Origin of the sequence: Corynebacterium sp. AOP36-E1-14 (assembly GCF_052377495.1) — a bacterium.
In the GTDB taxonomy this organism is placed as follows: domain Bacteria; phylum Actinomycetota; class Actinomycetes; order Mycobacteriales; family Mycobacteriaceae; genus Corynebacterium.
In genome coordinates, this window is the sequence record NZ_JBQSWV010000003.1 from 145,495 (window position 1) to 159,621 (window position 14,127).

The following is a 14,127-nucleotide window of genomic DNA, read 5'->3' on the forward strand; positions in this document are numbered from 1 at the left end:
CCTAGGTCAGCAAGCGCACGCCCGCATCTACTGCGCGACGTGCGGTTTTCATCTTCCGGATGTCCTTCTCGTTGACCTCCACGCGGCCCTCGACAGTGTCGACCCGCTTCTCGAGGATCTGCTGCCCGTCGAGGTTGATCACCAGCGTGATCTCGCCCGCACCGGGCTGACCGTCCTCGGGTGACGGGGCGTCGACCTCGGGGGCGGCGATCACCGGAGCGGACACGTCCGGGGTGGACATGTCGGCCACGTGGGACAGCTCGTCGGCGGCGTCCTTCATGGAGTCCGAGGAGTCCACGAAGTTTTCCATCGCGTCGTCTGTGAAGACGTGCTCCGGGGAATCGGTGAGGTTCACCGCGAGGGCTCCGGGCGGCAGGGTGCCGCCGGAGTCGTACAAGCCGGCGTCCGCGACGAGTGTCTCGGCGCGGCCCATCTTCGTGGCGTACCGATCCGGGAAAGCACTGACCTGCACGCCCTGAGCAACTGCCCCGGGGTCCATCGACTGCCAGTTCGGGAACTTCCGAAGCATCTCGTCGAAGAACATCCCCGCACTGTCGTAGGGGTCCATGCGCTGGGCGACGGTGCCCCACGCCCCGTTGTCACGCTGCTGGAACAGGCCAACACTGTCGTGGTCAGACCCGACGGCGTCGTGCGGGAAGTTCAGCGACTCCGGCACAGCGTGGTTGGCCCACATCTGCAGCGGATCGCCAGCCTCCACCAGAGCGGTGGCGACGCCGATCTTCGCACCGGACGCGGGCAGTCCGTGGTCCTGGGCCGACTGCACGATGCCGTAGACATACCCCTCGGGGCCGCCCTCTGGCTTCTTGTGCCGGTCAGGATCGATGGTGTCCAGGTCCTCGACGAGGGGCTTCGACTGGCCTGTCACTGCAGCAGCCGGATTCGCCATGAAATCGTCCGGCATCTCAGCGGTGACCGAGACATCGTCCGAGGTCGGGGTGGACACGTCCTCCATGACCACACCAGCGCCCGAGACCTCGGCCGCCGTCGTGTCCGTGGCCTCCGTATCCGTCGCCGGGGATCCCGTGTCGCCGTCCTGGTCCTTGCTGTACCAGTCCGGCAGCGGCGCCAGCTCATTCGCCGGGGTGGTCAGCAGCTTCTTCGTCAGGCTATCGCCCATCCCGAAGAAGTCGAAGACCGCGTCAACGCCGTGCTCGAGTGCGGACTTGTCGCCCATCTCCTCAGCGAAGACGTGCTGGGCGACTTGGGTGCCGCCCCGCACAGCCTGCTGCGGGGTGGACCCGCCCTCGGTCGGGTTCCGCAGGATCTTCTCCGCCTCCGCGACGGGTGAGTACCCGACACCGAAGTTGTCGATCATGGCCTTGATGGCCTCGACCTGCTCCCAGTTCAGCACGGCCTCTGGCCGGCCGGTCTCATTCCGGACAATGGACAGCCCATTCGGGATCCAACCGCCCTGGTCACGGAACAGTCCGCTGACCTTGTCACCGACCCATCCCGCACCGCTCTTACCCCACTCGAAGACCATCGAGCCCATCTCCTTGGCAGCGTCGTAGGTCTTCCCCACGAGATTGCCCAGATCCTCGATCCTGTCGAAGACGAAGTCGACGATCTTGTCCTTAGACGAGGACATCGCCTTCGGCGGTATCCCCAGCCACTCCGGCGGAGGCTCACCAATCGCAGAAGCGAACATGTCCTTGATCGGGTTCAACATCTCCTCGAAGATGCCCTTGACCTTGTCCCGGAGGAATCCCTTCTTCTGCTCCGGAGAGGGGCCACCCGCAGCCTCGAAATCGCCATCAGCGCCGATCGCGAGATGGTACTGCGAGTTGAACTGCCCGTCATCCGCGCCAGCAGCGTCAGACGCGCCGTACTTCACGCGAGAGTTCGCGCCACCGGACTCGACGTTGACCGCCGAGTACTTTCCCGCAGCTGACAGGGTGCCGGCCGTGTGACCGTTCTGCCCACCGGATGCCGGTCCACCGGACATACCGATCGACATGCCCTGCCCCAGGCCAGCGACCCACGGCTGCCCCGCGGCGTCGACCGTCTGCCCCTGCCCTGCGGGGAATGCGACAGTGGTCCAGTGTGCGCCAGAGTCGCCGTTGAGGATCACCCCGGCGAGCGCGGACATGTAGCCGGAGCAGTCCGCGCCTGCGGGGAACTGGTTACCCGCGAGGTACGGCTTGCCATCCTGCTGCTTTGCCCACTCGTGACCACGTGCGACCTTGTCCTCCCACGCGGGACGGACCTCACCGCCGTCTTTGTAGGCCGGCAGCAGGGGCCCGTTGTCCGAGGGGTTCCGCTCATCGCGGTACACCTGGCCGTCCTTCATGGTGAAGTTCTCGCCGGACGCCAGGAGGTCACGCATGGCATAGACCGCCCCGTGCCCACCTGCGCGGCGGACCTCATCGGCGGTGAGCATATGCTCCCCATTGGAGCCCCACATCAGCACATCATCCGACGTGCCGGTGCCGGGGCCGGAGATCCGACCACCAGTCGCATGCTCCGGAATCTTCGAGAGTGGGTCCGCCTCATTCAGCCCCGGAATGAATCCAGCGATGGTATTCCACGCCTTCAAAATTCCGTCGTTGTAGACGGTGCCGATCATGAAGTTGATCGGCTTAGCGAGGATGCCGCGCAGCTTCTCCCACACGCCCTTGATGCCGTCAACGACGGTGCCGAAGAAATCCCGGACCTTCTGCAGCCCCGTCTTCAGCGCGTCGAACGCGGGAGAAATGACATTGTCGTAGATAGCCCGGATGCCACTACCCATGTCATCCCACCGGTCACTGATCCAACCAAGCACCGGAGATACGACGTTGTCCCACAATGCCTGCAGCGCATTACCGACAGCATCCCACGCAGGCTTGATGATGTTGTTCCACGCCGCCTGGATCGCGTTCGAGAGGTTATCCCAACCCTGCTTGATGAAATCGAAGACGGGCTTCAGCACCGTATTCCACAGCCAATTCGCCGCCGCAGATACGGCATCCCACGCGGGCTTGATGATCGAATTCCACGCCCACTGAATAGCCGTGGACAGTGCCTCCCATGCGGTACTGATAAATCCGAATATGGGCTGCAGCACTGAGTTCCACAACCACGATATAACCGTGCTAATGGTGTCCCATGCACGCTTGATGACATTCTCCCAGTACCACTGTATCCCCGCGGAAAGAACCTCCCACGCGGACCCAATGAAACCGAAGATCGGCTGCAGGACACTCTCCCAAAGCCAAGATGCGCCGGTCTTAATCCCGTCCCAGACCGACGAAATAACATCGCCCATCCACTGGAAAACCGGGGTGAACGTGTCTTTAAGCCATGTCCACGCTGTCGACAGGACATCCATGAAGCCCTGCCAGATTTTCTGCCCCGTCTCCGTCTTCGTGAAGAACCACGTCAGGCCAGCGACCAGACCAGCAATCGCGGTGACGATCAGGCCGATCACATTCGCCTTCATCGCCGCATTCATCGCCTTGATGCCGCCCGTCGACAGGGCCGTCGCAGTAGCAAACGCCTTCTGCCCGAGCGTGATTGCCGCGACAGCGCCACGCCACGTGACGAACGCCGCGGCAGCAATTCCAACCGCAGTCGCCAGCCCCTTGACCAGGCCCTGATTATCCTCAACCCAGCCGATGAAATCCTCGAGCTTCTGTGCCCCGGACTCAAGAGCCGGGATCAGCGCATCGACCAGCTTCGTCGCAATCGGCTGTAGAGCCGTCTCGCCCTTCTGCTTGAGCAGCTGGAAAGACTCGCCCATCGTCCGGGTCTCCTCGGACACCCCGAGGATCGTGTCCGTCGTAGCTCCTGTCGCCGCCATGAAATCATCGACCGACAGGGTGCCGCTCTTCACCGCATCCACGAACTGTGCGGCACCACGGGTGCCGAACAGATCCGTCGCCAGATTCATCGCAGCAGCCTCATCACCGGACTCGATGAAGCTGTCGATCTCGGTGATCGTCTCCTTCAGCGCCTCCGGAGCATCCCGGCCCTCGTCGGCAAAGGTGGACATCGCCCGCGAGAGACGCTGCAGCGTGCCGTCGGCATCCAGGCCGGCCTTGTCCATCTGTCCGACCAGAGCCGCGGAATCCTGCATCGTGAAGCCGAATCCTCGGAGCTGGGGCCCCGCCTTTGCTGCACTGTTCGCCAGATCGGTGACGGTCAGCCCGGTGGCCTGCGACACCTGGAACAGCTCATCGAGCGCGTCCGGCATGTCCGCAGCTTCGATGCCGAAGCCGTTCATCGCCTGCGACACGGCGTTGATATCCGCGTCGACGCCCATGTTCGACAGGGCGACCATCTGCCCGGTCATCGTCTCCAGCGGCTCGTCCGTCAGTCCCAGGCGGGTATTGAGGTCTGCGAGGGTCTCGGAGATCTGCGACATGCCGCCATCCATCGCAGGGACGGTGTCCATCACACTCAGGGCAGAGTCCTTCAGCCCCTCGAACGCTTCACCCGTAGCACCCGTACCAGTACGGATCGTGCGGAAAGCCTCGTCGAAATCCGTGCCCAACTTCACCAGCGCACCGGTAGCGCCCAGGGCCATACCGCCGATAGCCAGCGCAGCGCCATCCAGAGCCTTGCTGAACTTCTTCGACCGGTCCTCGGCCTCCTCCATCGCCCGGGCCTGCTCAGCAATCCCCGACGAGGCGTCCGCCGTAGCGGTCTCCAGCTCCCCCTGCGCCTTCTCCAGGTCAGCGGTCGCCTTCTCTGCAGCACCGTCAGCGCGAGCCTGGTCACGCCGCGCCTTCTCCAGGTCATTGGCAGCCTTGATACCCTTGGCGGATCCCGCCTCGTGCTTCTCCAGCACCTCGGCAAGCCGCTGCTCCATCAGGGTGGTCTTCTCGGCCGCATCAGTCGCCTTGTCACGGGCCGCGACCTGCGCCTTAGACGCGGACTCGACAGACTTCGACGCCTTCTTAACGCCGTCCTCCATCGACCTGGCGATAGCCCCCGACGACTTCTTCGCCGCCTTCTCAGACGGACCCACCAGGGCCTTGTTCAGCTGGCCGGTCACGCCCTTCAGCGAGACCGTGACCGGCAGGACAGCATATCCAGACGCCTCAGCCATCGGGCACCTCCTACGTCTTCTTCCGCAGCCCCATCAGGTAGTTCACCGCGGCCTGTTCATCACCGGCATCGACCCGGCCTGTGCGTTTCGTCTTGCCGTCCTCGTCCCACGGGGTTGCCTGCTTCTTCGGCATCGTGGGCTTCTTCTTCACCCCCTGGGCGCCGAGCACGGTCTCCACGCGCTGCAACAGGTAGGCGACGTGCCACATCAGGGAGTGGTCCATCGTCCACACATGCCCGTCGTTCATCTCCCGATGCAGAGCAGACCCCTCCGGCAGCCCCCGGATCAGGGCTATCAGGCGACGGGTCGTGACCTCGCCACGCCAGTACTCGGCGACGATGTCGCGCCCGTAGTGGGCGTCGAGGGAGGCTTCTACCGCCTCCGGGTGTTCCGCGAGGACCGCTGGGTAGGGTTCCGGCGGACCTCCTTGTTGTGCTCACTCAGCGCCATATTCAGCGCCTCGAAAGGGTCGACATTCGCTTCATCGCACATGGTGCGGAAGTCATCGGACTGATCACCGAGGTACTGCTCGATGACGGCGTCCTCGCCCTCGAACGGGGTCAACACCTCGTCCTCGACGTCTGCCTGGATCTCGGCGAGACGCTCCCGGTGGGAACGGGGCGCGAGCTCCTGGGCGACGATCCAAAATTCGGTGTCGTCGAACTTGGCGAGGAACTTGTCGTCCTTGCCGAGCACCTCGCGGCGCTTTTCGAGCATCTTTGTCAGGTCAACGGCCATGGCAGGTCTCCTTAAGAAAGTTGGTGTGGCAGGTCTGCTTACGGGGGAGGGAAGTTGAAGGGGTGAGGGAGAGACCTGCCGAGGATCCCCCACCCCACCCCTGGGGCTATTCGCCGCTCCCGGCGTTCTCGAGCGCGTCGATACGTGCGAGTGCCGCGTCGAGGTCCGACTGCGTGGCAAGGCCGGACACGTCAGGGATGTCGCTGGCGGCAGCCAACCCCTCAACAGCGCTGTCGATGTCAGCCTGTGTCACGAAACCGGTCACGTCCGGAATGTCGCCGGGGTCGGCCTTTCCTTCGGCGGTGCGCTGAGCTTCAGCTGCCTCGGACTGGGCAGCATCAGCGGTGGACTGCGCGGTAGCGATCCCGTCATCCATGCGGTTGAAGTTCTCCGCGGAGGTGGGGGTGCCGCCGGCCTCGCCGTTGCGCCAGTTGATCTTCTCGTAGTCAGCCATCAGGCCTCCTCACTCGGGTCGGTCGGGTACAGGTCAGGGCCGGGGTAGGACTTCTCCCCCGGCCACGTCATTCCCCCTCGGCCCCACCAGGGGTCTCGCTGCCGTCGTCGGTCGATTCATCCGCCGGGGTGGACCAGTCGCCGAGATCCTTCACGCCGCCGCCCTCGAGGGTGGTTCCGGAGGTGCCGGGCTTCCAGCCCTCCATGAACTCTCGGGCGATGGCGAAGCCAGCCTCCGCGTCGAAGTTGGTCTTGAAGGTCAGCTCGTAGCCGACCAGTTCCGTCTTCGTGTAGGTGACGTCGCCACGCTCCACGACCGACGCTGCAGGGAGCAGGAAACGGCGTGCCTTCTGCCCGTCGATGAGGTCGAAAGCGAGGCAGAACCGGAAATCCTCCGGCAGCTCCGCACCCTGCTCGAAGCGGGTCACACCGGAGGCGGTGTCGAAGGTCATGTCCTCCTCGGCCACGCCGTAGTACAGGGCGGTCGCCAGGCCGCCGAGCGACCACAGCGTCGCGGTGAACTGCACCTCCTCCGAGGTGATCTGACCGCGCTGCGGGCCGACGGCCTGCCACGGGGTCCAGTCCTCGCGCTCCTGGTTCAGGGACTCTCCGACACCACCGTCGCCGATCCATCCGAGGTCCACCCACGGGACCTCGTAGTCGGCCATGTTCTCCGGCAGCGGCGTGCCGTGCGGGGCGTAGGACAGCGACCCGGTGACACCGAGGGTGATCAGCGCGGTTTCGTAGTTCGGCGCGGTGAGGTCGATCTCACGCTCAGCCATGATTTCCTCCTGTAGGAATGGGTGAACCCCGCGGCCAGTAAGGCTCACGGGGTCCGGAAGTTTGGTTTGGGATTATCGTCGTGTGGTTGCGACCTGCACCGTCGTGGCGCCGAGGAAGCACCCTAGATCACGGTCTCGGACGATGTCGGGACCGGCCGCCGGGGTGACGAGCAGCCCGTGCGAGCGAACGGGGTCGATCAGGTAGGCATCTGCTGTGGAAACGATCCGCCGAGCGGTCGGCTCATCGTCGGCATAGGCCGTGACGAGTACCTGCTCCCGCGCCCACGGCACCGACGACCGCGGAGTACCCGCAGAGATCACCGTCACCACCGGGCCGGAAACCGGGGCCCACGAGTCCGGCAGCTCCGATACGACGCGGAGATCAGGGAATGCAGACCGCAGCGCCGTCCGCACCATCAGGGGTGCGTCCTGCTGCACCAGCATCAGCCACCCCCATACCGGTTGACATCGAGCCCCTGCTGCGCCGCCGACCGCTTCAGATCACCGTGCTTCGCCTCGATCGCCGCGCCGTTCCGCTCAGTGATTGCGACGAGAAGCACCGGACGGCCCGACCGGTTGCGCTCCACGCGGATGCCCGTCGAGTACTGACGCGGCACACCAGCCTGAATCCGCTTCCCCAGCTTCGGGAGGTCCGCCTTCGCTTTATCGAAAGCAGCTTCAGCGAATCCCGGCGGCAGCCGGCCAACACTCATGCCTTTCTTCGCCATCAGCCCTCACCCCTCACCGCATCGAACACGGCCGACGGTCGGTGCCGGGACAACGCGGGGCGGCGGTGCTTGCCGGGGTCCCACGCAGCCACGCGCACCTGGTACCGCAGGCCACGGATCGTGACATCGTCTCCGTCCGCAGGGCCATCCGACGACGAGCACCAGACGCGTAGGACACGGACACTGCCGTCCTTGTCCGCGTCCGACAGCTCGTCGGCGGACACCTGCTGCACGGATTTCACCCGCATCGTCCGGGCCGGCGGGGCGGGCAGGCGATTGCCGTCATCGTCCACATCCCGCGACTGCGGGTGGATCGTGATCTGCTCACTCACGGCAGCCTCCGCTCCGGCCACCGCGGCGGTCGGGGGAACCATCCTCTGGGGAGGGCCCCGGCCGGCAGCCCGAGATCGGCGCGCTGCTGATCGGTCAAGGTCACCCCGCCCCACGACACGGACTCGACATCCGCGAACGTCACAGAGTCGGACTCCTGCATCGTCGTCGACGACGCCGAGCGCATGCCTGTGTTGATGCCGACCAAGATCGGTGCGGCGACCATCTCCCGGACCACACGCTCATACGTCGCCCGGAACCACGGCACGTCCAGGAACCGGGCAAGGTCCATGCCCGCCCGGCCGAACTCCTCGACGATCCGGGCCTCAGCGTCCTCGATGAGGTAGCCGGCCCGGGCCTTCTCCGCGGGGTCGAGGTCACGGGGCAGCCGCTTCTCGACGTCATCAACGGTGACCATGGGAGCCTCCTACGCGGTTGCGGCGATGATGTCCTGCTTGCTCATGCCCTTGGTCTGGATGCCCTGCTTCTCAGCAAAGGCCTTCCACGTGTCGAGTGATGCGGTGCGCGCAGGGCGCTTGTCCTCCGTGTCAGCGGGCTCATCCGGCTCCTCGGACTCGCTGTCGGGCTCCGTGTCAGCGGGCTCGTCCGGCACCTTCGAGCGTTTCCGAGCGTGCCGAGCCACAGCGCCTGTGCGCGTCAGCCACGATGCGACATCGTCGTCCACATCGACCTCATCACCTGGGACGTAGTGCTCCTCGCCCGGATTCCATGCCCGGGCCAACGTGACCCGCGGCATCAGGAGATCCCGGTGATCTTCAGCACGGACTTCGGGTTATCCACGGCGATGGCACGCTTACGGACCAGGTCCGAGCGCCACGACATGTTCGGACCACCGAGCTGGGAATCCCCGCCCTCGGAGTACATCGGGGTGGCGGTCAGCGGCATGGTGTCGGACTTGAAACCGGCAGCGCCGGCCTCGAAGACGTACGCGGCGTCCTTCGCGATCAGGCGAGACGTGGCGACCTGCAGCTGACCGAACAGCTGCGTGGTCGTCAGGCCCTTGAACACGGGGTTCTCGTTGGCCATGTTGCCGATGTAGTACTTCTGCACCTGCTCGTTACGCAGCAGCTTCGTCAGCGACTGCGGGTGCAGCAAGATGGTGTTCGGGTCGTAGTCGAAGACGCGGGTCTCATCACCGTCCTCGTGAGCGCCCTGCACCAGTTCGATGGCGTCAAGGACGTCCTTGTCCGGGGCGCCACCAGTCCACGGCGCGGACGCCTGCAGTTCCGGGACACCAGCAGACTCGAAGACTCCGGTGACGGCCTTGATGCCGTGGCGGATCATCGTCTTCTGCAGGGCCGTGATCGACTTGTTGACCACGTCGACCTTGTTCTCGTTGCGCTGCTCCCAGGAGACGCGGATGGCCTCACCGGTCTTGATGCCGAACGCGGCCTTCAGCTCACCGTACTCCGGGGTGGAGACCGGGATCTCGCCGTACTCGGCGATCTCCTCAGCATCGTCGGCGAGGTACTCGCCGGCGGCCTCACGGAACGCGACGGTGCCCTTGTTCGACTCGGCCTGGCGGAAGAACAGGTCCTCCATGAAAGCGCCATCGAGGTTGTCCACGATCCGCTGCGGGATGAAGAGGGGGTCACTCATCATCTCGTCGACGGTGACTTCAACCCCGTCATATGCGCTGGTAATCAGCTGCGACATTGTCCCTCCTAAAAGGGGTTGTTGGTTTCGATCGCGGAGTAGTAGCTGTCCGCAATCTTCTGCATCTCGCTCTTAAGCGAGGGGTAGTGATTGACCCTGCTGCGCGCCCTAGCGCACGCGAGGCATTCCCGTCGTCCTTTTCTGAGTGACGAAGGGGAAAAATTCTTGCGCTCGAGGCGATGCCCCCGAGAGCAATGAGTCTTGTTTGCCTCATGGTCGTTTCCGTGTCGGACAGTGTCCCTGCGGTTCTCCGATTGCGTGTCGTACCGAAGGTTTGCCAGGCGGTTGTCCGTAGGGTCACCGTTGTTGTGGCAGACGTTCATGCTCTCGGGTCGAGTTCCCATGAACGACTCCGCCACCATTCGGTGAACCGTCCTCGTTTCCTGTCTGCGTCCAGCCGCTTTGAGGGTGATCATCGGGTAGCCGAACTGGTGATCGCCGGGCTGACGAATCTTCCCCCGGTAGACGCGAACACGACCATCTGAATACCTGACCATCCGGTCTTCGCTTCGGACGCGTCCCTCACTGCTAACGGAGTAGATGCCTTCCCAGCCGACGACCGATTTCCATGTCTCGGCGATGACCCGTGCACTGATAGGCTGTTCCACAGCCGTCCTCCTACTGTCTTAGGTGGATGGGCAAGGCCCCGGCCGGTGTTGCTTCACCGATCGGGGCCGTTTTTCGTTCGTTGCCTTGTCAGGCGGGGTAGATGTCATCCCCGGGGTAGGTGTTCACCCCGGGGAATCTCATTCCCCCTCGGCCCCGCCACCAGCGGTTGCGGCGGCAGGGGTGATGAGGGTGGTCTTCACTCGACCGGAATCACCGTCGCGGGCGGCCATGCCGACCAGGAGGGTGCCGGAGGTGGAGACCTTGCCGTCAGCGGCGGCGTAGAGCGGGGTGCCCTGCGCGATGTTGTCAGCGTCTCCGTCGACCTCGATCGGGACGGTCGCCGGGCCGATGAAAACGCCGACGGTCGGCGGGTTGCCGATGTACAGGCTGTTCGGCTGCGGCTCCGACGGCACATGCGCATCGGAGACGACAGCGCCGAACACGGGGCCAGATGCACTGGCGTGGGCAGCGCCGTCACCATCGACAGTGACGAGACGGAACTTGCTGACATTCTCCTTCACCCGAAAAGTGATCGGGCCGGAGCGGAAAGTGGGGGTTGCCATGAGGGCCTCCTAGTAGACGTTCGGGGCGGACAGCAGGCGGGCCTTGTCCAGCTTGGCGGCGAGACCACCGTCGCCGGCGACCCCCACATCCTCACTGTCCTGGCCGTGGCCCACCTCTCCGCGGGGAATGGTGTTCTTCGGGATGGAGCCGTACAGGTCACGGGCGGCGACCGGGTCCTTCTCCATCGCCGCGATGACCTTCGACCGTCGAGCGGCGTTCACACGCCCCTCCGAGATCCACCGGTCGACCTCCGCAACACGAGCTGCGGCGTCAGCCTTGTTCTTGGCCTCCCAGCCAAGCTTCGCGGCTGCCTGCAGATCGTTGTAGGTGTCACGGTCGAGGACGACCCGGTCAGGATCACCAGCAGGCTCCTGCGGGCCGGTTTCCGTCTCCTCCTCGTCACCGGCGGCAGCTGTCACCGTGACGACGACGGGGATATCCACCGGGGCATCATTGCCTGCCACCGTGACGGTCAGCTCCACCTCATCGTCCGGCTCCGCACCGGCGGGCGCTGTGACGCTCAGTGAACCGGTGACCTCGTCGACCTCCGCGGTCCACCCCTCCGGGGCTTCACCGACCGTGAAGGTCAGGCCCTGCGGCACCTCCTCCACTGGGGCGATCGTCGCCTTACCGGTCGGCACCACCGTGGTGCCCTCCGGGTACGCGACGTCGACGGTGCTGGTGACCGTGACCTCTTCATTCAGGACCACGCGGGCGAAAGCAGCCTTCACCTGATCCTCGGACAGGCCCATCTCCTGGGCCAGGTCAGCAAGAGCGGACATGCCGCCCTCCTTCCTGTCGTGCCCCTCAGGGCGATTGACTGTAGGCGTCGGAGCAGCCCGACGACCCTGGTAACGGAACTGCGCAGTGACCACAGGACGACCATGGCGAGCTTCAACCGTCCTGCCGTCCTCGACCGCATCAGCCAGCCCGGCATCGACCGCCTCCTCAGCGGAAAACCACGTCTCTGCCTTCATGCGCTCCCGCCACTCGCCGGGGTCTCCCCCGGCCTTGTCGGCGTAGATACCAGCGAGGTTCGCCGAGATCCGATCGAGGTCAGCGATCGCCTTGGTCATGTCCTCGGCATTGCCTCCGACGAAGCTCATGGCCTCATGGACCATGACCTCCGCCGTGGGACGCATGACCACCCGGTCAGCACCACCGACAGCGATGAACGACGCTGCAGACGCAGCCAAGCCCTCGACGACCGCGGTGACCGTCCCCTTGTGGGCCCGCAGCGCGTTCATGATTGCCAGACCCTCGTAGACGTCACCGCCAGGGCTATTCACCCGCAGGGTGAGGTCGGCACCATCCAGGTCGTGAATCTCACGCACGACGGACGATGCCTGAACATCCCACCCGATCTCACCGTAGATCAGCAGATCAGCCATCACCGATCACCTCCTCCCCCGGCGGCTCGCCGGGTGTTTGCTCAATGAGCCTGTCCAGTCCGGTCGCTACCAGCGCCTGATCCCTCGACATGCCCAGTTCGATCAAAGACTTCGCGGCCTCCACGAGCTGGGCCAGCTCCGCAGGCTCGGCGTGCTTCGCCTTGTCCTCCGGCGCTGCGGTCGACCCATCGGCCTCCGCATCCCGACGCGAGCGCTTGCCTGGCAAGCTGTAGCGTCGGCGGACCTCCTCCTCGAGGTCCTTATCCGGGAGGATCACCCCGTCACGAACCAGTGTCGACAGGGCCTCCGCTGCCAACTCCTTCTTGCTGGCGATCGGATCGAAGACGATGCGAGGGCACAGACCGTCGTAGTCTGGGAACGCGATGTCCACCAGGTCCTCGACGATGTGCTGGGTCGCGGTGTCCGCGATCCACTCCGCGATGGTCTGCAGCGACTGGATGAACAGATCCGACTGCGTCTCCGCCAGCGCGTAACTGCCGCCCTTTCCCTCAAGGTTGAGGAAGTGTGCGAGCACCGAACGGGCCATCATCGAATCGTGGTACGCGATCGCCTCACGAGGCGACACGAGCTGACCGGACACACCCACCAGCGACAGCTTCGCCTTCGCCGGCACCGCCGCACCAGCCGCAGCGCCAGCACGAACCTTCTGCGCCAGCTCCTGCCCGTACTGCAGATCTTTCTGCGGGTCCTGGGCCAACTCACTGCCCTCATATACGGGCACGCCCATGCCGTTGCGATCCAGCACGTCAGCCTCGAGCATCAGGAACCGGTCGCGCAGCTTCCAATGCTTGAACGCCGGCCGCAACACACTCGACCCCGTCCACGTCGAATCCTTCGGGTCATGGACATACGCCACCAGGCGAGACACCGGGATTCTCGACCCCCGAGCAGACGTGCCACCCGGAGTCGTCACCGCAGACTGATCAATCGACTCCAGGCCACCATCGGCAGCCACGTTGATCCGCTTGATCGACCCCGGTCGACGGGGAGCCAACTTCACCAGATGCTCCCGACCATCATCGCCCGGTGCGTACACCTGCTCGAAGAACGCGTACCCGAACTGCAGCGCCAGCAGTGCCGTATGCAGGTGCTCATGCCACGCCACCCGGCCACGACGTCGAGCCACCGGGGCATCCTGATCCTCGCCCAACACAGGCAGTCGAAGATCCTCCGACACATGCCGGACAACCTCCGCATCGGCCCCGTTCGGGTCCAGACGCCACGATGCTCGCTTAATCGGCAGCGACACCGCATTCAGCACCGATGTGACTTGGGAATCCTCCCGACCCATCTTCGCGAAGATCCTGGACGACTGAGGGAACCGCAACTCCCAATTGTCCTCCGACGTGCCGCCGACCGGGACGGTCAGCGCATGACCAATCTCCCCGGGCTTCTCCGTGATCTCAGCCACCGGACCACCTCCTTAAAACGACATCGTCGCCATCGCCGGGACCGCCGGAACGATCTCCGGTCTTCCCACGAACTTCGTCTTCCGTTTCACATCCGGTGCCTGCTCCGGGATCGCGTACTCAACCAGCCCCCACACTGCGAACGTTGCCGCGACAAGCTCACACACAACCCCGCCCTTACGGGTCAGCGCCCGGCCGCCCTCGCCACCGCCACGGAACGCGGCGACCTCCAGGGCCTCCACCCACCGTGGTGAACCGTCATGGCTGACCTTGCCCTCGTGCACCAGGCGCATGAACAGCTCCGTCGCTGCCGACACCTGCGGCCACGACAGCTCCTCAGGCTCGACACCCAACTTCGTCAGCGGGTCGATA

General features: G+C 64.8%; 15 protein-coding genes and 1 pseudogene. All 16 read right to left on the reverse strand.

Translation table 11 applies throughout. The features are described 5' to 3' along the window. Position 1 precedes the first annotated feature (1 nt). On the reverse strand, positions 2-5,053 hold the full coding sequence (locus ACT3TD_RS02700; protein ID WP_444637948.1) for a phage tail tape measure protein: 5,052 nt from the start codon (positions 5,051-5,053) through the stop codon (positions 2-4). A 10-nt stretch (positions 5,054-5,063) separates the two neighbouring features. Continuing rightward, positions 5,064-5,300, reverse strand: coding sequence for a hypothetical protein (locus ACT3TD_RS02705; protein ID WP_444637949.1), 237 nt, complete (start codon positions 5,298-5,300; stop codon positions 5,064-5,066). Positions 5,301-5,425: 125 nt separating this feature from the next. After that, positions 5,426-5,791 (reverse strand): hypothetical protein, encoded by a 366-nt coding sequence (locus ACT3TD_RS02710; protein ID WP_444637950.1) that lies wholly within the window; start codon positions 5,789-5,791, stop codon positions 5,426-5,428. Positions 5,792-5,897: 106 nt separating this feature from the next. Then, positions 5,898-6,245, reverse strand: coding sequence for a hypothetical protein (locus ACT3TD_RS02715; protein ID WP_444637951.1), 348 nt, complete (start codon positions 6,243-6,245; stop codon positions 5,898-5,900). Positions 6,246-6,312: 67 nt separating this feature from the next. After that, on the reverse strand, positions 6,313-7,026 hold the full coding sequence (locus tag ACT3TD_RS02720) for a phage tail tube protein (RefSeq protein WP_444637952.1): 714 nt from the start codon (positions 7,024-7,026) through the stop codon (positions 6,313-6,315). A gap of 72 nt (positions 7,027-7,098) precedes the next feature. After that, a complete protein-coding gene (locus tag ACT3TD_RS02725) occupies positions 7,099-7,470 on the reverse strand; it encodes a hypothetical protein (RefSeq protein WP_444637953.1) in 372 nt (123 codons plus the stop codon). Beyond that, a complete protein-coding gene (locus tag ACT3TD_RS02730; protein WP_444637954.1) occupies positions 7,470-7,754 on the reverse strand; it encodes a hypothetical protein in 285 nt (94 codons plus the stop codon). Before ACT3TD_RS02730 ends, ACT3TD_RS02725 begins: the two co-directional genes overlap by 1 nt. Continuing rightward, positions 7,754-8,086: a hypothetical protein gene (locus tag ACT3TD_RS02735; protein ID WP_444637955.1), complete on the reverse strand. Its 333-nt coding sequence runs from the start codon at positions 8,084-8,086 to the stop codon at positions 7,754-7,756. The genes ACT3TD_RS02730 and ACT3TD_RS02735 overlap by 1 nt, the downstream gene beginning before the upstream one ends. Further along, complete coding sequence (locus ACT3TD_RS02740) at positions 8,083-8,502, reverse strand: Gp19/Gp15/Gp42 family protein (RefSeq protein ID WP_444637956.1); 420 nt, start codon at positions 8,500-8,502, stop codon at positions 8,083-8,085. The genes ACT3TD_RS02735 and ACT3TD_RS02740 overlap by 4 nt, the downstream gene beginning before the upstream one ends. A 9-nt stretch (positions 8,503-8,511) precedes the next feature. Further along, entirely contained in the window at positions 8,512-8,727 is a 216-nt protein-coding gene (locus ACT3TD_RS02745) for a hypothetical protein (RefSeq protein WP_444637957.1), read from the reverse strand. A 113-nt stretch (positions 8,728-8,840) separates the two neighbouring features. Next, positions 8,841-9,761, reverse strand: coding sequence for a hypothetical protein (locus ACT3TD_RS02750; protein ID WP_444637958.1), 921 nt, complete (start codon positions 9,759-9,761; stop codon positions 8,841-8,843). An 8-nt stretch (positions 9,762-9,769) separates the two neighbouring features. Next, entirely contained in the window at positions 9,770-10,369 is a 600-nt protein-coding gene (locus ACT3TD_RS02755) for an NUMOD4 motif-containing HNH endonuclease (protein ID WP_444637959.1), read from the reverse strand. A gap of 138 nt (positions 10,370-10,507) precedes the next feature. Beyond that, on the reverse strand, positions 10,508-10,933 hold the full coding sequence (locus ACT3TD_RS02760) for a hypothetical protein (protein WP_444637960.1): 426 nt from the start codon (positions 10,931-10,933) through the stop codon (positions 10,508-10,510). 9 nt (positions 10,934-10,942) lie between these two features. Further along, positions 10,943-12,325: a head maturation protease, ClpP-related gene (locus tag ACT3TD_RS02765; protein ID WP_444637961.1), complete on the reverse strand. Its 1,383-nt coding sequence runs from the start codon at positions 12,323-12,325 to the stop codon at positions 10,943-10,945. Then, the gene (locus ACT3TD_RS02770) at positions 12,318-13,757 is read right to left on the reverse strand and encodes a phage portal protein family protein (RefSeq protein WP_444637963.1); all 1,440 of its coding nucleotides are present in this window, start codon (positions 13,755-13,757) and stop codon (positions 12,318-12,320) included. Before ACT3TD_RS02770 ends, ACT3TD_RS02765 begins: the two co-directional genes overlap by 8 nt. Positions 13,758-13,769: 12 nt before the next feature. Further along, positions 13,770-14,127, reverse strand: a pseudogene (locus tag ACT3TD_RS02775) (hypothetical protein); the annotation flags it as partial.

What these genes read in the sequence shown, in the direction of transcription:
- ACT3TD_RS02700 (WP_444637948.1), bottom strand. Translation starts at nt 5,053, where the DNA reads ATGGCTGAGGCGTCTGGATATGCTGTCCTGCCGGTCACGGTCTCGCTG.
- ACT3TD_RS02705 (WP_444637949.1), bottom strand. Translation starts at nt 5,300, where the DNA reads ATGAACGACGGGCATGTGTGGACGATGGACCACTCCCTGATGTGGCAC.
- ACT3TD_RS02710 (WP_444637950.1), bottom strand. Translation starts at nt 5,791, where the DNA reads ATGGCCGTTGACCTGACAAAGATGCTCGAAAAGCGCCGCGAGGTGCTC.
- ACT3TD_RS02715 (WP_444637951.1), bottom strand. Translation starts at nt 6,245, where the DNA reads ATGGCTGACTACGAGAAGATCAACTGGCGCAACGGCGAGGCCGGCGGC.
- ACT3TD_RS02720 (WP_444637952.1), bottom strand. Translation starts at nt 7,026, where the DNA reads ATGGCTGAGCGTGAGATCGACCTCACCGCGCCGAACTACGAAACCGCG.
- ACT3TD_RS02725 (WP_444637953.1), bottom strand. Translation starts at nt 7,470, where the DNA reads ATGCTGGTGCAGCAGGACGCACCCCTGATGGTGCGGACGGCGCTGCGG.
- ACT3TD_RS02730 (WP_444637954.1), bottom strand. Translation starts at nt 7,754, where the DNA reads ATGGCGAAGAAAGGCATGAGTGTTGGCCGGCTGCCGCCGGGATTCGCT.
- ACT3TD_RS02740 (WP_444637956.1), bottom strand. Translation starts at nt 8,502, where the DNA reads ATGGTCACCGTTGATGACGTCGAGAAGCGGCTGCCCCGTGACCTCGAC.
- ACT3TD_RS02750 (WP_444637958.1), bottom strand. Translation starts at nt 9,761, where the DNA reads ATGTCGCAGCTGATTACCAGCGCATATGACGGGGTTGAAGTCACCGTC.
- ACT3TD_RS02760 (WP_444637960.1), bottom strand. Translation starts at nt 10,933, where the DNA reads ATGGCAACCCCCACTTTCCGCTCCGGCCCGATCACTTTTCGGGTGAAG.
- ACT3TD_RS02765 (WP_444637961.1), bottom strand. Translation starts at nt 12,325, where the DNA reads ATGGCTGATCTGCTGATCTACGGTGAGATCGGGTGGGATGTTCAGGCA.